The organism is Flavobacterium sp. GP15 (assembly GCF_014281985.1).
GTDB lineage: Bacteria > Bacteroidota > Bacteroidia > Flavobacteriales > Flavobacteriaceae > Flavobacterium > Flavobacterium pygoscelis.
In genome coordinates this window covers 744164-767335 of record NZ_JACFTC010000001.1, presented here as the reverse complement: position 1 = coordinate 767335, position 23172 = coordinate 744164, and the positions used below count along the sequence as shown (strand labels likewise).

21 protein-coding genes are annotated in these 23172 nt (G+C 30.0%); 18 read left to right on the top strand and 3 right to left on the bottom strand.

The window, feature by feature from the left end; all coding sequences use genetic code 11:
- The first annotated feature begins 156 nt into the window (after nt 1–156).
- The 10 genes from H2650_RS03415 to H2650_RS03370 all read left to right on the top strand — a co-directional run bounded on the left by H2650_RS03415 (nt 157) and on the right by H2650_RS03370 (nt 9638).
- Nucleotides 157–501, top strand: a complete 345-nt coding sequence (locus tag H2650_RS03415; protein ID WP_188049347.1) for a hypothetical protein — start codon at nt 157–159, stop codon at nt 499–501.
- 99 nt (nt 502–600) lie between these two features.
- Nucleotides 601–1494 carry an AAA family ATPase gene (locus H2650_RS03410; protein ID WP_188049346.1) on the top strand — a complete coding sequence of 298 codons (894 nt, stop codon included), beginning with the start codon at nt 601–603 and terminating at the stop codon, nt 1492–1494.
- Entirely contained in the window at nt 1475–2452 is a 978-nt protein-coding gene (locus tag H2650_RS03405; RefSeq protein WP_188049345.1) for a DUF3871 family protein, read from the top strand. The genes H2650_RS03410 and H2650_RS03405 overlap by 20 nt, the downstream gene beginning before the upstream one ends.
- 71 nt (nt 2453–2523) lie before the next feature.
- Nucleotides 2524–2772, top strand: a complete 249-nt coding sequence (locus H2650_RS03400; RefSeq protein WP_188049344.1) for a hypothetical protein — start codon at nt 2524–2526, stop codon at nt 2770–2772.
- Nucleotides 2773–3188: 416 nt separating this feature from the next.
- Nucleotides 3189–4625, top strand: a complete 1437-nt coding sequence (locus H2650_RS03395; protein ID WP_188049343.1) for a hypothetical protein — start codon at nt 3189–3191, stop codon at nt 4623–4625.
- A 25-nt stretch (nt 4626–4650) separates the two neighbouring features.
- Entirely contained in the window at nt 4651–5301 is a 651-nt protein-coding gene (locus H2650_RS03390) for an NUMOD1 domain-containing DNA-binding protein (RefSeq protein WP_188049514.1), read from the top strand.
- 283 nt (nt 5302–5584) lie between these two features.
- On the top strand, nt 5585–5824 hold the full coding sequence (locus H2650_RS03385; protein ID WP_188049342.1) for a hypothetical protein: 240 nt from the start codon (nt 5585–5587) through the stop codon (nt 5822–5824).
- Nucleotides 5825–6043: 219 nt separating this feature from the next.
- Nucleotides 6044–7444 carry a DNA cytosine methyltransferase gene (locus H2650_RS03380; RefSeq protein ID WP_188049341.1) on the top strand — a complete coding sequence of 467 codons (1401 nt, stop codon included), beginning with the start codon at nt 6044–6046 and terminating at the stop codon, nt 7442–7444.
- A gap of 2 nt (nt 7445–7446) precedes the next feature.
- Nucleotides 7447–8544, top strand: coding sequence for a DNA cytosine methyltransferase (locus H2650_RS03375; RefSeq protein ID WP_188049340.1), 1098 nt, complete (start codon nt 7447–7449; stop codon nt 8542–8544).
- Nucleotides 8544–9638 (top strand): protein NO VEIN domain-containing protein, encoded by a 1095-nt coding sequence (locus H2650_RS03370; RefSeq protein ID WP_188049339.1) that lies wholly within the window; start codon nt 8544–8546, stop codon nt 9636–9638. Before H2650_RS03375 ends, H2650_RS03370 begins: the two co-directional genes overlap by 1 nt.
- Before the next feature lie 53 nt (nt 9639–9691).
- On the opposite strand, the gene H2650_RS03365 is transcribed toward H2650_RS03370, so the two are convergent.
- Genes H2650_RS03365 through rpmB form a run of 3 tightly spaced genes read right to left on the bottom strand, consistent with a single transcriptional unit; the run spans nt 9692 to nt 10326 of the window.
- Nucleotides 9692–9844, bottom strand: a complete 153-nt coding sequence (locus H2650_RS03365) for a DUF4295 domain-containing protein (protein ID WP_188049338.1) — start codon at nt 9842–9844, stop codon at nt 9692–9694.
- A gap of 35 nt (nt 9845–9879) precedes the next feature.
- Nucleotides 9880–10062, bottom strand: coding sequence for a 50S ribosomal protein L33 (gene rpmG / locus H2650_RS03360; protein ID WP_007805817.1), 183 nt, complete (start codon nt 10060–10062; stop codon nt 9880–9882).
- A 27-nt stretch (nt 10063–10089) separates the two neighbouring features.
- Entirely contained in the window at nt 10090–10326 is a 237-nt protein-coding gene (gene rpmB, locus H2650_RS03355) for a 50S ribosomal protein L28 (protein ID WP_103806174.1), read from the bottom strand.
- A gap of 175 nt (nt 10327–10501) precedes the next feature.
- Here rpmB and H2650_RS03350 point away from each other — a divergent pair, with 175 nt between their 5' ends.
- From H2650_RS03350 to H2650_RS03315, 8 genes are all read left to right on the top strand, one after another.
- The gene (locus H2650_RS03350; RefSeq protein WP_188049337.1) at nt 10502–12049 is read left to right on the top strand and encodes an McrB family protein; all 1548 of its coding nucleotides are present in this window, start codon (nt 10502–10504) and stop codon (nt 12047–12049) included.
- Nucleotides 12050–12052: 3 nt separating this feature from the next.
- Nucleotides 12053–13732 carry a hypothetical protein gene (locus H2650_RS03345; protein ID WP_188049336.1) on the top strand — a complete coding sequence of 560 codons (1680 nt, stop codon included), beginning with the start codon at nt 12053–12055 and terminating at the stop codon, nt 13730–13732.
- A gap of 520 nt (nt 13733–14252) precedes the next feature.
- Entirely contained in the window at nt 14253–14837 is a 585-nt protein-coding gene (locus H2650_RS03340; RefSeq protein WP_188049335.1) for an NUMOD4 domain-containing protein, read from the top strand.
- 304 nt (nt 14838–15141) lie between these two features.
- On the top strand, nt 15142–16614 hold the full coding sequence (locus H2650_RS03335; RefSeq protein WP_188049334.1) for an alkaline phosphatase PhoX: 1473 nt from the start codon (nt 15142–15144) through the stop codon (nt 16612–16614).
- A gap of 67 nt (nt 16615–16681) precedes the next feature.
- Nucleotides 16682–18499: a cytochrome c peroxidase gene (locus H2650_RS03330; RefSeq protein WP_255462787.1), complete on the top strand. Its 1818-nt coding sequence runs from the start codon at nt 16682–16684 to the stop codon at nt 18497–18499.
- 298 nt (nt 18500–18797) lie between these two features.
- The gene (locus H2650_RS03325) at nt 18798–19826 is read left to right on the top strand and encodes a hypothetical protein (protein ID WP_188049333.1); all 1029 of its coding nucleotides are present in this window, start codon (nt 18798–18800) and stop codon (nt 19824–19826) included.
- Nucleotides 19827–19841: 15 nt separating this feature from the next.
- On the top strand, nt 19842–20681 hold the full coding sequence (locus tag H2650_RS03320; protein WP_188049332.1) for a polysaccharide deacetylase family protein: 840 nt from the start codon (nt 19842–19844) through the stop codon (nt 20679–20681).
- Between the two features lie 205 nt (nt 20682–20886).
- Nucleotides 20887–23133 (top strand): inorganic phosphate transporter, encoded by a 2247-nt coding sequence (locus H2650_RS03315; RefSeq protein ID WP_188049331.1) that lies wholly within the window; start codon nt 20887–20889, stop codon nt 23131–23133.
- The last annotated feature ends 39 nt before the right edge of the window (nt 23134–23172 follow it).

Genomic DNA, 23172 nt, shown 5'->3' with positions numbered 1-23172 from the left:
TTTTAATCCTTGAATGTGCTTACTAACCCAACATCATCCCCGGACTCTTTTCAAATTTTGGGATATACCCGAGGGTTGAAGAGTTGAATTGATTTTCTAAACTATTTCAATCCTTGGAAATTACCCATAATGTTTAATCTTAATAAATAAAAAACTATGGTTCAAGTTATTGGTTATCAGTTAGTAGAAAAAGAAGGTCGTGAAGATTTCTTATTGTTAGTATTACAGGGTGGAATTGAAGCTGTAAAAAGTGAAACAACAGGTAAAATGTATTTTACTGCAAGAACTGTGAAAGTTCCTGCAACATTTGACGAGGACACTTGTAAAAGTATCGTTGGTAGTCAGTTTGAAGGAACAATTATAAAGATTCCATGTGATTCTTATGAATATACCATCAAAGAGACAGGAGAAATAATTAAACTAAAGCATCGCTACGAATATGTAACAGATGTTGATGCGGTAATTCAAGAACAAGTAATAAATGGTGAATTAGTTCACTAAATAAATCAAACAATATAACTAAAAGGTCTTCCAAATGGGAGGCCTTTTTTTGTGACTTCTTTTTAGGAGTTCTAAAAACAAACTTAAAAACATAAAATTATGAAATTACATAAAGCAGAAAGACATCAAGTAAAATTAAGAATTGGACTTTCAGGTCCTTCAGGATTTGGAAAAACTTATTCAGCTCTGTTACTAGCGTATGGAATAACAAATGATTGGAGCAAAATTGCTGTTATAGACACAGAAAACAAATCGGCAAGTTTATATTCTCATTTGGGAGATTTTAATGTATTGTCTCTAGAAGAACCATTTGCTCCAGAACGCTATAACAAAGCAATTAAGCTCTGTGAGGATTCAGGTATGGAAATCATTATAGTAGACAGTATAAGTCACGAATGGCAAGGTAAAGGAGGCTGTTTGGAACTTCATGAACAATTAGGCGGTCGATTTCAAGATTGGTCTCGTATAACTCCTAGACATAATAGCTTTATTGATGCAATCATTCAAAGTAGTTGCCATATTATCACAACTTCTAGAAGAAAGGTAGATTATAGTCTAGATAAAGATGGTAATGGAAAAACTAAAGTAATGAAATTAGGAACTAAAGAAATTACTCGTGAGGGTTTTGAGTATGAGCTTACAGTGAATTTTGAACTTCTGAATGACAATCATTTAGTATCAGCATCAAAGGATAGAACTGGTTTGTTTTCTGGAAAACCAGAATTTATTATTAATTCAACTACAGGACAAAAGCTAATTAGTTGGTGCAATCAAGGCGTTTCAATTGATAGTATTATACAAGAGATAAACACATGTAATTCTCAAGAAGAATTAAAGTTAATCTATGCTAAATATCCAAATCTTAGCTCTGAGTTGTACCCTATAATAGTTACAAGAAAAGAAATCCTAGATACATTATCTAACCAATTAATCAGCAATAATGAAATTATTAAAAATTTAAAAACAGATAAACATGAATTTAGTATCAAATAACATAGAACATCAAATTATTGATGAAAACGAAATTATCCAGTTTCCTAGAAGAAATTTTATTGAGGCTAACACTATCGAAGTATCCTTAGAACACCTAAAAAATGATTGCGTTGTTCCAGTGTTTGCAAAAGACAACGAGTGCACAATAAGCCATTATGAGTTCATTAATAATACTAAAGAAGTTGTTGAACGAATTCTTGATTACAGAAGTGATTTAAAGCCCGACATAAGAGTTTCTCACGTAATTAAGGGAAGAATTCCAACTGCTCTTTTAAAACCTGCAAAAGACTTATTAGATGACGAAAAAACCATCTATTATGAGCGTATGGCTTTTGCAATTGAAATTCCAGAAATAAGTGAAATAATTAACGGCAATAAGTTGAATTTGGTAATAGGAGGTGTGAGATCTTACAATCAAGAGAATCTTTATAGCAGGAAGTCAATGGAAAGGTTTAAAATATTTATTGGTTTTCAGAATACGGTATGTACTAATCTATGCGTTTCATCAGATGGATTAATTCAAGATTTAAGAGTAAGTTCAGTTTTAGAATTAAAAGCAAAAGTTTATGAACTAATCACAAATTACAAAAGGAAAAACCATCTTATTCAGTTGGAACAAATGTTTAATTTTTATTTCACAGAGATTCAATTTGCTCATTTGATTGGAAAAATGAAGTTGTTTACATATCTCAATAAGGAGGAAAAACAAAACCTGTTTCCTTTAGCAATAAGTGATAGTCAACTAAATATGGTTGTTAAAAATTATCATTTAGATCCTTATTTCTCTAAAGCAGAAAACAACACCATTAATTTTTGGAATGTCTACAATCTCTTTACCGAAGCTAACAAAAGTACTTACATAGACACTAATCTCGAAAGAAATTTAAATGCGTACGAGTTTATCAATTACTTGATAAAATACATGAAAAGTGAGCAACCAAACTACTTTCTCTATTAATATAACATAGCTTTTATGTGTATTTAATGAGACAGTTAGTCATCTAAAAAAGATATAATTAATACTAAAAAATGACAAAAAAAGATCTGGCAGACTTATTAAAATACAGCTCTCCTCGTGAAATCTATGTAATAACGCATTATAATGTTCTAAAAAGAATATTTTGTCCATTTCAAGTACAGGTTTTGCAAAAAATTGGAGAGCTTAATACAGGACAAATTGTATTTGTAGATGAAGTTAAAGCCACCTTAGAATTAAAAACTGTATATATAATAAAAAACCAAGCTTATTACTATTATCACTTTGACATAATTGTATAGAGTAAGCAAGCAGTTATGCTGTATTTGGTATAACCAAACTTTTGAGACGGTTCTGCTATATCAAAAAACCACTGAAAAAGTTAGCATTGCTAGCGGATGATTGTACATAACTTGTGCTTTCATCCGTTTTTTCTAAATTTACTGAAAATTAAAAACTTATTTAACTATTTATATCAAAATAGTTGCTAATATATTAGGAATTGTCATAATTATTACTTATATTTGCATTAATATTACAATTTTGACTTTTAAGTGTGTCAAAATATTATAAAAATTTCAAAAAAATCTACAAAAAAATTATCATTTAATATATCCTCTTGATAGCGTAGTCTGACTCAACAGACTCCTTTGATTATCTAAAATCAAGAGAACAGGCATATTGTAATTTAAATTATTTACGAATTTAAATTATTAAAATGAAGAAACTTTACTATTCTAGTTCTAATCAATCCTATCACCATCCTACTACCCTCAATTATGTTACTACAAGTCCAGAAGTAGTTAAACCAACTAAAATCGTAGCAAATACGATGGCTAACAACGATTTTAACGCTGAAAATTTAGACCAATTTTGTGACACATATCCGCTATTTTTTCAAAATGCTACAACAATCAGTATTCCTCAAAATATCAAACGTCATATTGAGAGAGAAGTTCCGAAAAGATTTTTAAACAAGATAGACAAAAACAGAAAGTATGCTGTTGAAAATTGCTTGCTATTCATTAGTAATTTAACGTCAACTATCTTCTTTGAAGACAAATGGAAATCACTATCATCAAAAATATTAGTTGAACAATTCAAAAAAGGCAACGACAATACAATTACCTATACCCATGTTGTCGAAGCATTAAAGTATGAGTCAATCACGACTGATTCAATTATACAAACTAAGAAAAATAAGCAAGGTAACGACACTTATCAAGAAGGAATAACTTGTAAATCATACTCATTTACAGACACCTTTTATAGCAACAACTTAGTAAAATATACAATTACAAATCCTGAAATTATTGCTAAAAGAAACAAATTCATTTACAGTCAAATCGCTAGAGCCGCTGATAATGTAATAGCAACTAATTTATTAAAGTTGTACCCAAGAATAGAGCTTCCTACTGAAAATGAGTTAAAAGCTGAGGCAAATCGATTAATTAGAGAAAAGCACAGAACTAAAAAAGGAAAATTTCTTACGAAGTTAAACAATCACTCCAAAGATTATTTTAAAGACGCCTCTCAAAGAAGTTATGTAGAAGAAAATATTAAAGCATTTAAATTTTATACGGATATAAGCTATATGATTCCCTCAATAGGTGATGCTAAATCCGGTGGAAGAGTTGTTGATAGTTTCATACTTATTCCAGGTTGGATTAGAAAACGAATTAAAATAGATGGAGAATCTATTGTTGAAGTTGATTTCAAAGCCTTACATCCAAATATTGCGATGTCTTTATATCAAGGTTCAAAAAGATATTTAACGCATCAACAAGTTGCTGAGGAAAGCGGAATCGACTTAAAAGATGTGAAAATTCAACACTTATCATTTTTTAACAAACAAGTGCGGGATATGAAAAAAAGTCCACTTTATAATTATTATCACAAATCAGAACCTTTATTACTTAAAAATATTGAAGAAGAGAAAAGGAGTAGTGAATTCAAGCATAAAATTACTTCTATGAAAATGTTTGGAAAAGAGGTGGCTATTATGACAGAATGTATTATAAGATTAAATGGAATTGGAATTTATGTTGGGTACGTTTATGACGCTTTGTTTTGTAAAGAAAGTGAGAGAGAAATAGTGCAAAAAATAATGAATGAGGTTGCAATAGAATTAGCGGTTTATACAATAGCAGATTAATAATTAAATGAAAGAGAAGATGAACATGGAAAACAAAAATTACATCATTTACAAAGCACAGAACACGTTAACAGGAGAATGTTACATTGGTGCAACAACAAAATCTATTGAAGAGCGAAAACAAGATCATTTGCAAAAGGCAAATTCAGGTCACGGACAGAAATTTCATGATGCTATTTCCTCAACTGGAGCTACTAATTTCACTTGGGAGCAACTCGATACAGCCTCAGACCCGAACGAATTAGCTGAAAAGGAAACTAAGTATATTTATGATTTTAAAGCGCAAGAGGATGGTTATAATAGCGATTCTGGCGGAGGTTTTCAAAAGATAGTGTTTCAATACGATGAAGATGGAATTCTAATTGAAACTTATAATAGTTTAACTGAAATTAAAGAAATATTAGGAATAGACAAACAGCGAATTTCAAGTGCTTGTTTAAATTCCACGATGTATGATGGTAGTTTCTGGTCTTATAGACAATTGGAAAAGATAACCCCAAAGACTGATCTACGAGTAAAAGCTGTAAATCAATATTCTTTTAATCAAGAAATTATTGAAAGTTTTAATTCAGCATCTGAGGCTTCGAGGAAGACAGGAATAAGCAAAACCTGCATAACTCGATGTTGCCGAGGTGAACGAGAACAATCAGCAGGTTTTATTTGGAAATATATATAACATTAAGGGCGGTGTAAAAACCGCCTTTTTTTTATTCATTCTGTTTTTATCTGTATTGATATCAATATGCTAATGAGTAAATAAGTTTAATTAGAAATATTAGGGATGAAAAATAATTGAACAATATCATACATTTATCTACATTCCTTTCAGTAGATTTGTGCACTATCAGATAAAGTCACAAAATTCACAACCCGTAATATTTAATAACCAAGTTCTCGATAAAAATCTAAAATAAATTATTTATTTTGGATGACTTATTTAATAATAAAATTAAAATAATATGATATTAAAAAGTGATGACGAAGAAAAATTGGAACATCCATATTATAAATTAATGGAGCTACAGGAAAATTCACTTAACAAAGAATTGAATTCTTGGTCTCGTGAAGATTTAATTAAATGGCTTAGTTGGAATGATAGAAATGGTGTTTACAAAGACGAAGATTCATTAAGAGAATTTGACAACATCTTAAGCAAAAAAGAAGCAATCAAAATTATAGTGAGACAAATTTCGGAATAATAATTAACTTGAAAATAATTTCAATAATGAATTCAATTACTAAAAACGTAGTCAGCTGCTTTTTTAGATATAGATACAGTAATACTGATTAAAAGTAACCTAACACACAGAATGGAAAAAGGAGAACAAATCCCAAAATTGACCTTAGTGTTAAAGTTCTAAGAAGATAACTAATTAGCATTTTGGACCAAACAACACTCAATATTAAAATAATAAATAATGATCGAATTTTATAACAGATATTTTAAATCAAACTATAAGTCAAAGGTAAATCAACTAATATTTGACATAAAAAGGCTATTAGAGCTTGAAAACATTCTTGTAGTTAATAGCAACTTTATTGTTTTAGATGAAGCTTTTAAAGGAAGTTTAGATATTGAAACTTGGATCGAAATAAATCGCTTATATAATACAATTAGATTAAACGAAGATAAGGTGTCTTCTACTTTGAAAAAGTTTATTAATAAAACTGAAAAAATAAATAAATCAAAATTAAAATGTATTGACACTTTTGCAGGTTGTGGTGGTTTAAGCTTAGGCTTAATGAATGCCGGTTTCAATCCTTCGTTAATAAATGAAATTGAACCTAAATACCTTGAGTCATATTATTTTAATCACAACATTCATTTGAATAATTATCATTGTGGTGACATAAAAGATCTTGCAGAAAATAAAGAACTAATAAAAAGTCATAAAAACATTGATTTAGTTGTTGGTGGTCCACCATGTCAAGGTTTTTCGATGGCAAATAGACAAAGAATTATTGATGACCCAAGAAACAAACTTTATAAAAATTATTTAGATCTACTGTCCAATGTTAGACCTAAATTTTTCATTATGGAAAATGTAAAGGGGATGATGAAAAAATCAAATGAAATTTTAGAAAATTTCTATTCAATTTTAGGAAATGATTATTCTATAGAGATGGTTCTACTAAACGCTAGAGATTATGGTATTCCTCAAAATAGGGAACGTGTTTTTGTAATAGGAAGCAGTATTAATAATGTTAAAGCTCAAGATATAATAAAAGATATTTTGGATCAAAGAGTTAAATCAAAGCCAGTTAAGTTGAAAGATGCCCTTTTTGGCTTGCCTCCATTGGAACCAAAGAGAGATAAAAACACCAAAGGAATTGAAAATGACAAAATTGGCTATAAATTTAGACTGAATGTATACATACAAAACGAATTTGTTCAAGAAATTAATAATAAAAAACATTCAAGTTATTTAGCTAACCACACAAATAGATACAACAACGATCGAGATATAGAGATTTTTGACAAACTACCGCAAGGAGCAAACTCATTGCACGAATCAATAAAAGAAATCATGCCATATACTAGTAGAAATCATATGTTTAAGGACAAATACTTTAAACTTAAAGAAACTGAGGTTTCTAAAACAATGACATCACATATGAAAATGGATTGTAATATGTATATTCACCCCACTCAACCCAGAGGCTTGAGTCCCCGTGAGGCGTCTAGAATTCAAACCTTTCCAGATGATTTTATTTTTATGGGGGCTAATAACACTTGGTATGCTCAAATTGGTAATGCTGTACCAGTAAAATTAGCAGAAGTAATTAGCAAACAAATTGCAAAACACTTAGTAAAGTAATAATGAAAAAAACGTTAAGACATTTAGAGTTGTTTTCCGGAATAGGTGGATTTAGAAAAGCTATAGATTTATATTGCAAGGACAATAATATTACTTCGAATTGCGTCGCGTTTTCTGAAGTAGATAAATATGCAACCTTAACTTATAAGGCCAATTATGACACTGAATCTGAAGTTGAAATTGGTGATATCCAGCTTTTTACTTCAAAAAAAGAAAACATCAAATTACTACCCGATTTCGATTTGCTTTCTGGTGGATTCCCATGTCAAGCTTTTAGCATGATGGGGGAACAAAAAGGGTTTGATGATAATAGAGGTAATCTATTTTATAATATTATTGATATCCTATCCATAAAAAAACCTAAATATGTATTACTAGAAAATGTTAGAAATATCAAAAATCATGACAAAGGCAAAACTTATAAAGAAATAATTCGTTCTCTAGATGAAGACGCAGGTTATCATGTTACTTCGGACGTTTTTAACACCTCCGATTTTGGGTTACCACAAACTAGACGAAGAGTGTTTTTTTTTGCAGTTAGAAAGGATCTAATTAATATTCGTGATGCAATAATTTTAGATAATCAATCAGTAAAAGAGTCTGTAAGCCTCTTGAATGGGTCAACTAGCTTGAAAAAATATAAAAATGTTTTAGATGATTTACTTGAAAAAGAAGTTGAAGAGAAATATTATTTGTCTGAGAAATTAAAACCTACGATTTTATCAAATGGAAGTAAAAACTTTAAATCTAATTCAAAAATAAACCAGCTTATAGCTAGACCATTAACCGCTACTATGGTAAAAATGCATCGAGCTTGTCAAGATAACTACTATTCAGATGAATTCTTAAATCACCCAAACCCAAATAAATATCTTGAAACAGATATTCCTAAAGATGAGGAAGTAAAACATAGGATTAGGAAATTAACTCCTTTAGAGGCTTTAAAACTTCAAGGTTTTGATGAAGATTTTTGCATTAATGCTTCTAGAGCAGGTGTGAGTAATCATCAACTCTATAAACAAGCTGGTAATGCAGTTAGTGTCAATACAGTTTATTCAATTATACATTACTTATTCAATAAAAATTTAATAAAATTATAATGATAAATCAAGTACACAACGATTCTGTAATTGGAATTAAAAAACTAACCTCTTCAGATCTTGGATTTGCTGATAATGGAGTTACTCATATTGGGTTATTTGAAAACACATTAAGTTTTTTGAATATAGGAGACCATTTAACCATATCTTCCCAACTAATTTATCAAAATCAAGTATTTGATTTATTATCATTATTAGATTATATAGAAAAACCAGATGGATCATTTAGAAGTCCAAAAATCAGAAAAGGCTATGAGCATGAATTATTAGTTGGAGATTTAAGAATTGATTCTGTAGTTCGAAAGTTAAGAGATATAGTTGCTGCTAGTCCAAATGAAACTTGGTATTTACTTTGGCTTGGACTCGATACAAACGAACTAGTTTTTCTATTATTCAAAAATGCGTCAGTAGATTTTAATGAAATTTCAAATATTGTTGGAAACATTGATGCTAGGAAACAAATAGGCAATACATCAAATCAATTTGCAAGGCTTGTAACGCATTTAAATAATAAGATTGAGTCAGTAAATATTGAATACTACGAAGAATTAGAAATCGCTTCTCAAACGGGAGAAGAAAGAGTGACAAAGCGAATTATACCTAGAGCTATAGATATAGAAAAAGCAAATGCATTATTTAGAAGCATAGGGTTCAAAGGAGAAGAGCTTCTTTTTAATTATTTTGAACTTCAAAAATTTAATAAAGAAATAACAGATTTTAAATGGATGAACCAAAGTAAGGAAACAGGAATGCCTTATGATTTTGAAATAACTAATTTGGATAATTCCATTGTGTTCTCTGATACTAAGTCTACTAGTTATAAATTTGAGTTACCGATGATATTGAGTTCTGGTGAGTTAAAATTTATTAATGATCATAAAGATCAATATTTAATACATAGATTGTATTCGATTAATGAAAATCCAAAATTGAGAGTTTGTGATAATATTTACACAGTCTCAGATATATTTCTTCCTAATTTTGAAACTCTTAATCAATCACTAAAAAATGAAAGATTACTAGTTAATGGGATAAAATTAGCAGTCCCAACTGATTTACAAGTTTTAAATTTTAATAATGAAATAATTCTTTAAATAAAAAAAGCTACTTCCAAAAGAAAGTAGCTTACCTATAAAATGTAATGTGACTATTTCTTTTTCAAGAATTCATCAACTGCTTCAGGAGCCATAATAGATTCTATGAATGTATACGCACCAGTTTTTGGAGATTTTACCATTTTGATGGCTTTTGACAATCTCTTAGAAGCTGTTTGTAAAGATGCTACGGTTTTCTTTGCCATGATTCAAATGTTTTATATTTTAATAAAATATCAAATTATTTAATTTCTTTGTGAACAGTTACTCTTTTCAAGATTGGATTAAATTTTTTAATCTCTAATCTATCTGGAGTGTTTTTTTTGTTCTTAGTTGTAATGTATCGAGAAGTTCCTGCAACACCAGTTGTTTTGTGCTCAGTACATTCTAAAATTACTTGAATTCTATTACCTTTCTTTGCCATCTTGCTATATAGTTGTTTTGGAAAAGATTATTTAATAAATCCCCCTGCTTGAGCTTTTTTCAAAACTGCTGCAATTCCATTTTTATTAATTGTTTTTACTGTAGATGCTGCTACTCTAAGAGTAATCCATCTATCTTCTTCTGGAAGATAAAAACGCTTTTTCACTAAGTTAACAGAAAATTTTCTCTTAGTTTTGTTCATAGCGTGAGAAACGTTATTTCCTACCATCGCTCTTTTACCTGTAAGGTCGCAAACTCTTGACATTATATATCTTTTATCGTTATTCAAAATTAGGGTGCAAAGAAAAGGAAAATAAACCATTAAACATCAATATTACTGTTATTTAAGATTATCACTTGAAATCTCATTTGAGTATATTATTAAAAGAGAACTTACATTTGTATATTTGGAATTATTAAACAACTAAGATCAATTTTACATGGAGCTAATAGGTGAGAAAATAATTAGATTACAGGATGCAAAATATAAAATCCAACAAAACAATAGTAACGAAGCAAGTATTTTTATTGCTGGTGATTTAGCAGAAAAACTTAATCTTTCACATGAATCTAAAATCACATTTAATATTAGTAAAGAAAATGCTATAAAATTACTTTGTTTTACTTTCTCCTATAAAAAGCTTTTTTATAAAAAACAAGATAGAATAATTCTTGACATAATATGGTTTCAGAAGATGCTTGATTTAATTAATAAACATTACAAAGAAACTTCTTGGTTTACCTTTGAAGTAAAAAAGCAATCTCAAGAAAGATTTTATTTTATTACGATTCAACAACCAAGTGGTCTTAATATAAGAGATTTATTTATTCAAGATCATGTGAAATTAATTTTTAAAAAAGAAATAGATATTTTAATTATTGATATAGATTTTTCAAATGAAGAGTATATTGATAGTACTAACGAACCCCTTTCTGATAATATCTTACTAAACGAAAACATCCATATAACTAACAAAAACACGATCTACTATGGAGCTCCTGGAACGGGTAAATCACATAAAGTTGATAAAATAATTGAAGAATTAAAACCTAAATATTATGAAAGAATAACTTTTCATCCAGAGTATGATAATTCGAGTTTTATAGGCGGGTACAAGCCTATTTCTGTGTTAGTAAAACACGAAGATAATGGCATGGAATCTTTCAGCAATGAAGTACATTACAAATTCGTTCCTCAAGCATTTACCAATATATACAAACGTGCTTGGCAAGATTTAGACAATCAATATTATCTAGTAATTGAAGAAATCAACAGAGGGAACTGTGCTGAAATCTTTGGGGAGATTTTCCAATTATTAGATAGAACTTCTAATTATACTGTAACTCCTTCAAAAGAGTTGAAAGAATATTTAAAAATCGAAGCTTTTAAAGATGAAAGCCACTTAGGTATTATAAATGGTTTAAAATTACCTCCTAATTTAAGTATTCTAGCAACAATGAATACTTCCGACCAATCTTTATTCCCTATGGATAGTGCATTTAAAAGACGTTGGGATTGGGAATATATACCTATTTGTTATAATCCAAAAGATGACTTTGGAAATGATAATGATTCTTTCGATTTTGAAATTGATATTGATATTGAAGATGGAAAAAAATACAGTTGGATTAAATTCATTGAAAAAATTAATTTAAATCACATAAAAAACAATCCATCATTAGGAATGGATAAATGTATAGGTAATTACTTTATTAAACCTGATAATGACATTACTATTTCATTAAAACCTTTTATCAATAAAGTAATATTCTATTTATGGAATGATGTTTTTAAAGATGAAGACAATAAAGTTTTTGAAGAAAACACTTCATATGAAGATTTCTTTCCAATGAATATTAATGGTAAAAAGAAAATCAAAGAATTATTTGATAGAATTGAGTTACAACCTAAAAAGTCTTTAGTGATTATTGAAGATGATTCTGAATTAGGACAAGTAGCAGAAGACACTGAGGCAATAGAGTCGTAGGAAATGAAAATCCTAATAGAAAATGAAATATATCCAATAGAATTACTTGAAGAAGTATTCGAAGATCCAAAGTTTTATAAACAAAATGGTTTGGACGGAATAATCACGTCCGTAGGTTATTACCATTCATTTGAAAAAAATAGTTTGGTTTTTATGCTTCCAAAAGTTTTTATGAAAGATAAAGAAAAAACGGTGTTTGGTTGTGAAAAAAGCGAGTTAGTTGATTTAATTAAAAATGTATCTGTTAAACATAAAACACAATACAATTGGGTTCGCCAATTATCGGTACATTTTTACAATAGTTTGTCTGAATTTAAAAAACGGTATAATGACACTTCAATAATTCATAATACAGAAACTTTTGAACTAAATACCAATTTAGGAGACAAAGAATATTCCTTTCTTGACTTGTTGTTAAGCTTTGTAAACTTCTATAAAAAGAACAAACAACAAATATTATTCAAACACGTAGAGTTTATCTCCAATCAAACCAAAAAACCAAAATGGGAAAAAACAATTAGAAAGTCATTACCTATTTTGACAAACGGAAAAACACCTTTATATGTTGAAATTACTAATAAGAAAAAAATAATAAATACGGAAGAAGAACTACTGACCTATTTCTTTTCTATACTAAATCATCTTAACACACAACACAATCTTAACCTTAAAATTGATAAATCATTCAAACTAACAAAAGGTAAACCTTTTGATATTTTATGCTTAAATGGTAGTGCCAAACTTAGAAAAATTAAACATCGTTATTTCAATGATACTTTAAAAAAAATGTATGGATTGTGTGAATTGTATTTTTCGCAATTTGACAAAAGTAGTATTAAAAGAAAAAGAGAAGATTTTTTAGCAATAAGTAATTACAACTTAGTTTTTGAAGATATGGTTGACAAACTATTTTCAAATGAATTAAATACTCTTGAAGTAGACGGTGTGACAATCGATAAGCTAAAACACAATAATGATGGCAAAATCATCGACCATATTTATGATTATAAATCATTAATAGATACTAGTGATATTTTCTATATTGGCGATTCTAAATACTATAAATCAGATAATGCAGCAGGTAAAGTATCAAAATACAAACAGTTTACTTATGCCAAAAATGTAATTCAGTTCAATATTGACTTACTAAATAAAAACAATCAAAATCAAATCGGAAATTTAAGATATAGAGATGAAGTAACAGAAGGCTATAATATTTCTCCAAACTTTTTTATCTATGGATTTATTGATGATATTTCAAATTACGACTCACATTCCATAACTAAAAAAGGAAGTCCCATATCTTCCTATCACTTTGAAGAAAGATTATTTGATAGAGATACCTTATTTGTACATCAGTATAAGATCAATTTCTTATACGTTTTAAAAGCTTATACAAACTTTAATGAATTTGAAATTCAAACATTTCGGAAAGAGGTAAAAAAGACATTCCGAAATCATTTTTTAGATTTTTTTAACAGCAGTAAAGAATGTGATTTTGAATTTTATGAATCAATTTTAGAACCAGAAGATTATGAACAATTTATTCAAATTAATTTCAAAAAGTTAAATGGTAAATGCTTTTGCACAATTGATAACAGGTTACTACTTGCTAAGCATAATGAAGATAAAGAAATTGAAGGAATATTAATAAATTTTAAGAAAATAGAAAATCTACATTAATTATTTTAATATAGTAAAGGCATACAATTCGGTAACATAAAAAAGTAAATTAACGTCAAGTATAGATTTCACTGCTAGTCACACTCCTTGGTTCGAGCCCAAGAGAGGGAGCTTTTACAAAAAGACTTTACAGCAATGTAAAGTCTTTTTTTTTGGAATAAAGTGAATACCCTTATTTTCTAATGCGAGTAATATCGTTCAAAACTAGCTTGAAACACCCAATTCAGTAGCTTTTAGTATGATTCATTATAAATGTCAAGCTTTTTTTATTAGATTTGAATCAGTTGCTAAAGTGTACATTTTATTTACATCACAAATTAAACTCGTTTTGCGTTTTAAAAACTTATGATTTAGAAATACTATTGTTACATAGTATAATAAATACAGCAGATAATATATTAAATAGCAGATCTAGCGTTTAATTTTATAATTGTACTTAAATTATCCGGCTTTTGACGGGACTCCTGAATAACAAAGAAAAATTTAAATTTATAATAGACTTATTATGAAACTTGAAGAAATGAAAAAGATAATCGTTTACCCAAACGAAGAGTTCAAAGAAATAGAAATCGAGGATAAACTCAAATTACGTTATGCAGTGTCAAACAAAGGACGATTAATTAGTTTTGTTGACAATATAAAAATAGGAAGAGAATTAAAAGGAAGTATTACCGACGGCTATAGAATGTTTAGGTATAAAATTTACGGCGAAGAAAAAATTAAAAACAAACACAAATTTATTTATAAACTTGTAGCAGAATATTTCATTCCTAAAACATCCGAAGATCAAACTTACGTTTTACATTTAGACAGAAAACGCGATAACGACGACTATAGAAATCTAAAATGGGCAACCAAAGAGGAAATGGAAGAGCACAGAAGAAAAAGCCCTTTTGTAAAACAAGCACAAATCAATCTGATAGAACATAATTTACAGTCGGATGGTAAAAAATTGACTGTTACAAAAGTAATGAGAATAAAAAAACTTTTGGCAAAACCCAATCAAACTACTAGAATAAAAATGATTGCCAAACAGTTTGGTGTAAGTGAAATGCAAATTAGAAGAATTAAAACTGGTGAAAATTGGAGCCAAGTAAAAGTCTAAATCAAATCATGACATAGAATCATTGAGAAATTATTGAAAATTCAAAAAACTTTCAAATCATTATAAAAAAAGACTATCTCAAACAGATGGTCTTTTTTTTTGCTAAATGACAAATAAAATATTTCCGTTAGAACTCATTATCTATCAAGTTCTATTATTCACTGTCTTTCCTTTACTTAAAATTAACGTACTAACATTGCCATTACTTACTCTTAACAAAATGGTCATTATTTACCTAAACTACTTTAACCTCATTACAATTTGTTCCGTGTTTCTTTGTCAAAAATAATTTAAATAAAGAATCATGAAATTTAATTACCTGAAACAACTCGGAATTTTATCTGCAGTCAGCTTATCAGTTGTAAGTTGTCAAAATGACTCAAATGAAGAGAAACCGAATTCATTAATAGATTTTAATACGTCTTCAATGCCTGCTCTAGTAGTGCCAAAAGAAGGTTTTGAAAACTTAAAAATTAATTCGCTGATCAGTAGTACTGATGTTTTATCGCAATCACCTTCATTTGTCTATGGTGCGCAACCGGACGGAGCTGGATTCATGAAAGATCCAAATGGAGAAGGATATATGATGATCACCAATCATGAGATTTTAAAATCAGTTTCAAGAGTCTATTTTGATAAAACATTAAAGCCTGTAAAAGGAGAATACATCGTTGACGGAATTGGAGGAATGACCCGATTGTGTTCAGCAACATTAGCTACTCCAGCCATTCACGGGTTTGGACCAATGTTTTTAACAGCTGGAGAAAGTGGAGAAGAAAGTATGGTGCACGGGATTGATCCATTTAGTTTAAGTAGCCAGAAAAGTAGAACCGACCGCGTATTACCTGCTTTAGGAAAAGCAAGCATGGAAAACGCTGTTCCGCTTACAAAAGCAGCCTACTCTGGCAAAACAGTAATTCTAATAGGAGAAGATCAAGGATATGCTACAGGACACACAAGCGCAGGACAAGTTATCATGTATGTAAGTGATGTTGTTGGTGATCTTAATAACGGTAAATTATATGCCTTAAAAAGAAATGATGGGGTTCAAGTAGAAACTACAATGAAAGTAGGAAATTCTTTTGAAGTATCATTTGTAGAAATTCCAAATGCAAAAAACTTAACGGGAGCTGCTATAAACAAAACAGTAAACAACTTAGGAGCCATTCGCTTTTCTAGAGTTGAAGATATCGATTATAGAAAAGGATCTGCTAAAAATAATAGAGAAATTTACTTTACTGCTACAGGACAAGCTAGTAATAATGCTCCAGTAGAAGGATATACCATGTGGGGAAGAGTTTATAGGTTAGTACTGAACGATACTAACCCATTAATAGGAAAATTAGAATTAGTAGTTGAGGGCGACTCTACTCCTGGAACTGGAATTATAAATCCAGATAACATTTGTGTAACAGAGAACTATGTTTACATCCAAGAAGATGGCGATTCCTATTATGCAGATGCAAAACACGATTCGTACATCTGGCAATACAATATCGCAACCAAGGCAAATAAGCCTTGGATGACTATGAATCACAAAAGAGATGATGCAGTTTGGAATGCCACTTACAATCAAACCAATACTACTAAATTAGGAAGTTGGGAATATGGTGCAATGGAAGATATATCTGATGTAATTGGAGTACCTAATACATTTATCCTAAACATTCATCCACATACTTGGCAAAAAGATGCTTTCCTAAACCCTGACGGAAGCGGTGTTAATACCAACAAAGAAGGTGGACAAACTGTTATAATAAGAAATGTACAACGATAATATTTGATTATCAATTATACCAAGACAACCTTTACTAGGTTGTTTTGGTATATATAATTACCTCAAAATGAAATTCAATCAAAATTGTATTCTAAAAATTAGTATTATTCTGTGTTGCAGTCTGGTAATGATGTTACAAAGCTGCAAAAAAGAATACACTCCTTTGAAAGTTCAAAAAGAGTTATTAGCTGATATTGAAAATCTAGAGTTAAAAACGAACCATTTTGAGAAACTGGCTGAAAAAGAAACGGATCTAAATAAATTAAAACAGGCTTTTGCACATACACGCCTAGCTTATAAAAAAATAGAATGGGCGGTAGAATATTTTACTCCTGATCCAGCACGTTTTATAAATGGTCCTGCATTAGATGAACTAGAAGTTGCCGAAAATAAGTTTTTACCGCCAAATGGTTTTCAAGTAATTGAAGAAATTCTCTATCCAGAATATGATTCTAAAAACAAAACTACTTTAGTTCGAGAGATAAAAATGATCAAAGCAAATTTGAATCAGGTTAAACAAAGTATTAGTGTGATAACCATTTCTGATGATTTTGTTTTGGACGCTATAAAAATGCAAGTAAATCGCATTCTCGCACTTGGAATTACAGGATTTGATTCTCCGCTTGCACAATTATCAATTCCGGAAGCCAAAATAGGTTTGAATTCTATTAGCAATTTGATTAGCAAAATGGATTATCATGGAGACGAATCTACTAAACTAGTAAAAGAAATAGTAAATAGCTGTAATGAAGCATCCAAGTATTGCCAAACAAATAATGATTTCTTCGCTTTTGATAGAATTTACTTTATTACCAATTTCTTAAATCCAATCTATAAAAATTTGATTGCTTTTCAAAAAACAAACGCAATAAAAAATATAGATCAGAATAGTGTAGTCAATCCTGAGGCAACAACTATTTTTGATAAAAATGCGTTTGATGTAAATGCTTTTATTCCTTCAAAAGAATATCAATATACCGCTGAGAAAGTGGCATTAGGTAAAAAGTTGTTTTCAGAAAATAGGTTCTCAAAAGACAATACTAGAAGTTGTACCTCTTGTCATAACCCTAAATTAGCTTTCACAGATAATTTAAAAACCAATGTTTCGTTGCAAGGCGGAAAATTAACTCGCAACACACCTACTCTGACTTATGCTTCTTTACAAAATGCACAATTTTGGGACATGCGACAATTGGATTTAGAAAAACAAAGTTCAGATGTTATTCAAAATAAAGAGGAAATGCACGGAAATGTGTCCGATATTATTGGATTTCTAAATAAGGACAAAGCCTATTTCAAATTATTCCAACAGGCATTTCCAAAATCAAAACAAATACAAGAATGGCAAGTTCAAAATGCTTTGGCCAGTTATGTACGTTCTTTAAATGCATTTGATAGTAAATTTGATAAGTACATGCGAGGAGAATCTAATGTTTATAGCAACCAAGAAAAACTAGGTTTTAATTTATTCGCAGGCAAGGCAAAATGTGCCACTTGTCATTTCATTCCGCTGTTCAACGGAACAGTTCCGCCAAAATTCAATAAAACGGAGCATGAAGTTATTGGCACACCTGAAAATCAAAACAATTTGAAAATAAGTCCCGATTTAGGAAGATATAAACAACATCAAATGGAACAATTAAAAAATGCATTCAAAACGCCTACTTTAAGAAATGTTGCTATAACTGCACCGTATATGCACAATGGCGTATTTTCGAGTTTAGAACAAGTAATTGATTTTTATAATAAAGGTGGAGGAATTGGTGTTGGTCTAAAAGTTGAAAATCAAAGTTTAGCTCCTGACAAATTAAATCTTAATGAGAAAGAGATAAAAGCGTTAGTTGCTTTTATGGAGACCTTAACAGATGATAAATACGTAGAATAGATAGTATAAGACATCAAAGTCTAAACCGAAGTTTGTTTTTGTTTTTTTTTACTTCTCTTTATCCTGAGAGAAGTTTTTTGAGAGACCACCCTTATGGATGGTCTCTTTTTTTTATCAAAAATTCCAAGGGTTATTGTAATGAAATGTGATTGTATCAAAAACCGTAAATTATATAAAAAATACGACATTCAGAAACAAATTTATACCATTAGGCATTCTTTTAAAATCATATCTTTGTACGCTATTTAATAATAAAAACTTACTTTTTACTTTTACTTAATACTCAACAGTACTACCTATGAAAAAATCAATTATTGCATGTATCACTCTTCCTGTAGTACTATTAAGTATGATGGCTTGCGACCGCAGTAAAGCAGCAGATCCTAAAGACAGTTTAGATAAAACCGAAACGATAAAAGCAGATTCTATACAGAAAACAAAAGCGCTGACTATTGACACAATTGATTTTGATAAAAGAAATGCTGCCTTAAGTGTAAATGACACAACCGGTAAATGGCCAGTAAAAGCTCCTTATCCTTTACCAGGTGCTATTTTGCCTTACAATAGAATCATTGCATATTATGGGAATTTATATTCAACCCGAATGGGAGTTTTAGGAGAATTTCCGCGTCAAGAAATGTTAGAAAAATTAAAAGGGGAAGTCGCTAGATGGCAAGCTGCAGACCCATCTATAAAAGCAATTCCTGCTTTACACTATATTGCAGTTACCGCTCAAGGTGCTCCAGGTAAGGACAATAAACACCGCATGAGAATGCCTTTTAAACAAATTGATACCATTATTAGCTGGGCAAAACCAATTAATGCACTTGTTTTTTTAGACATTCAAGTAGGACATAGTACTGTAAAAGAGGAAGTGCAGCAACTGGCTCAATATCTTTCAATGCCTAATGTACATCTTGGTATTGACCCAGAATTTTCTATGAAAAATGGAGAACGTCCGGGTTCTAAAATTGGAAATTTCACAGCTCAAGATATCAATGATGCTATTGACATTTTAGCAGACTTAGTTCGCAAAAACAACTTGCCTCCAAAAGTGCTAGTGGTACACCGTTTTACACAAGGAATGATTAAAAACTATAAGGATATCAAAACAGTTCCTGAAGTTCAAATCGTGATGCACATGGATGGTTTTGGCAGTAAAGTATTAAAAAGATCAACTTATTTGCGTTATATTTATAAAGAACCTGTTCAATTCACTGGTTTTAAATTATTCTATAAAAATGACAACAAGAACGATTGGGAAATGTACACTCCAGAAGAATTAGTAAAATTTACTCCAAAACCAGTTTATATTCAGTACCAATAATTTAGTTTTTAGATTATGAAAAAAATTATTATTTCTATTTTTTTAGGCCTTTTTTTATTTATAAGTTGCAAAAAAGAAACATCTGAGGTCAAGCCAGAAGCAACAAGTGACACTCTTTCGGTAAAAAAAACTACTGATAAAAAAGTCATAGCAGACGCTGCAACGATTCTCTCTAAAAAAGAAGTGCCCATATTATGCTATCATAATATCAGGGAGTTTAAAAGTACTGCTAGCGATGTGATGAAGACCAATACGGTAAAACCTGCCGCATTTGCTGAACAAATGAAAACTTTGTCTGAGGCTGGTTATCATACTATTTTACCAGAACAATTATACGACTATTTAGTATTTGATGGAAAACTACCAGAAAAACCAATCATGATTACTTTTGACGATACAAGAGTGGATCAGTATAATATTGGTGCGGTAGAAATGAAAAAATATGGTTTTAAAGGAGTTTTTTTTGTTATGACAGTAGCTATAAACCGTCCTGGTTATATGACTAAAGAAGAGATAAAAACTTTGTCGGATGAAGGACATGTTATTGCATCACACACTTGGGATCACCACATGGTAACAAAATATGCTGATGAAGATTGGAATACCCAATTTGTAAAACCTAAAGCAAAATTAGAAGCAATAATTGGTAAACCTGTTACTGACTTTGCTTATCCTTTTGGTCTATGGAATACGGCAGCAATTCCAGAATTAAAAAAGAGTGGCCATAAAATGGCTTATATCTTATCTACCAAAAGAGATTCTATAGATCCTCTTTACACCATAAGAAGAATTATTATCTCCGGAACTTCCTCTCCACAAGGAATGTTGAAGTCTATTGAATCTTCTTTCAAATAAAGCAGTCAAATTACTCGTCCTAAAACATAAAATAAAAAGCAGCTATCTAGGCTGCTTTTTTATTATATGTCTATTTTTCATGTTCCTTTTACTTCAAATTTGTACTTTAGACACTTATAGCTGGCATAACTTTTTAATAACATTAAGTTAACATGCAAACAAAATTCTTAAAGGACTTTTGTAAAAATTAAAAACGCAAAGTATTATGGAGCAGATATATGTTATAATGTTAATCGTATTAGGCGTTTTAGCTATTATAGATCTAGTAGTTGGAGTCAGTAATGATGCCGTAAACTTCTTAAACTCCGCTGTAGGTTCTAAAGCAGTTTCTTTTAAAACCACCATGATTGTGGCTAGTCTTGGTGTATTAGTGGGCGCCATGTTTTCTAGCGGAATGATGGAAATTGCTCGAAGCGGTATTTTTGTCCCTAGTATGTTTAGTTTTAATGATGTCATGATTATTTTCTTGGCCGTTATGATATCCGATATTTTATTGTTAGATGTTTTTAACTCTTTGGGATTACCAACTTCTACCACTGTTTCAATTATTTTTGAATTATTAGGCGCAGCTGTTTGTTTGGCTCTTTACAAAATTTACACTTCCGACGAGACATTAGATCATTTAGGAATGTACATCAATACCAAAAAAGCCTCTACAATTGTTTACAGTATTTTACTCTCCGTAATTCTGTCGTTCTCTTTGGGAAGTTTTATACAATACATTTCGCGTCTTATTTTTACTTTTCATTATGAGAAAAAGCTAAAATATTTTGGCGCAATCTTTGGCGGAGTAGCCATTACAGCGATAACCTTTTTTATTTTAATCAAAGGACTTAAAGGTGTTTCATTCATCTCTTCGGAACAATTTGAATGGATTGATAAACATCAGTTTTTAATTCTTGCCGTAAATTTTGCTGTATTTCTTTTACTTTCCCAAATACTAATAAGTTATTTCAAAGTCAATATTTTACGTGTTATCATTCTCATCGGAACATTTGCTTTGGCTTTGGCCTTTGCAGGAAATGACTTAGTCAACTTTATCGGAGTACCAATTGCGGCTTTTAATTCCTATCAAATTTTTCAGGGAAGTGGCGTTTCTGGCGATTCCTTTATGATGGGCGCTTTGGCTAATGACGATATTGTTGCTCCATTTTATTTCCTATTATTAGCTGGAGTAGTAATGGTTGTGACTTTGTGGACTTCGAAAAAAGCGAAAAGTGTAATAGAAACAGGTGTAAATTTATCCAGACAAGGTGAAGGTGATGAGAAATTTACACCTAACACGGCTTCTCGATTTATTGTACGATTCGGAGTGTATATTGGTCAAGCTATAAATGTTTTTCTTCCTAAAAAATTACAGATTAAAATTGACAAACGATTTGAAAGTGTAAAGAAAACAACCAAAAAAACTGATGACGAGCCCGCTTTTGATATGGTTAGAGCTTCGGTAAACTTGATGGTTGCCAGCATATTAATTTCAATAGGTACTTCTATGAAATTACCGCTTTCTACTACTTATGTAACCTTTATGGTTGCAATGGGAACTTCCTTTGCTGACAGAGCTTGGGACAGAGAAAGTGCTGTATATAGAATTGCAGGTGTATTCAAAGTAATTGGTGGTTGGTTTTTTACAGCAATTATTGCCTTTGTATTGGCCTTTATAATGGCTTATATTTTAAAAGTAGGTGAAATATTCGCTTTTGTTGGTTTGTTACTTATGTTAGGAATTATGTTGTACAACAGTTCTAGAAAACACAAACAAAAGATTAAAAATGAAGAGGAAATCAAAAGTTTGCGTAAGGAAGATATCGGAACTGTAAAAGAAATGATTACCGAGAGTTCTGCACAAATTTCAAAAGTATTTCGCAAAACCAGTGCTTTATATTCAAACTTAATTGATAATTTAAGTATGCAAGATTTAGCAAAATTAAAAGAAAATAAGAAAGATCAAAAAAAGTTAGAAAAAGAAATTGATGAGCTAAAAAGTAATGTGTTTTATTTAATAAAAAACCTAGATGACAACTCCGTTGAAGCAAGTAAATTTTATATTTTAATTTTAGGATATTTGCAAGATATGGTTCAATCCATCGATTTTATTACCACCAATAGTTATTTGCACGTTAATAACAATCACAAAAAATTAAAATTCAATCAGATAAAAGGGCTTAAAAATATTGATACCCAATTGCAACATTTGCTACAATTATTAGAAGAAAGTTTTAAGAATGAAGACTTTCATCAAATTGATACAATTTTAAATGACAAACAAGCATTATTAGACACTGTTTCAGATTTGATAACAAAACAGATCAAAAGGATTAGAACAACAGAAACAAGTCCTAAAAACAGCAAATTGTATTTTGCGCTATTACTTGAATCTAATGATCTCGTTAAATCATTAATGAATTTATTAGAGTTATTCAAGGAATTTAATAATGTCAATAAAGAGTAATTACTGATTAATCGCACTTCAAAAAACGAATAAAATTTT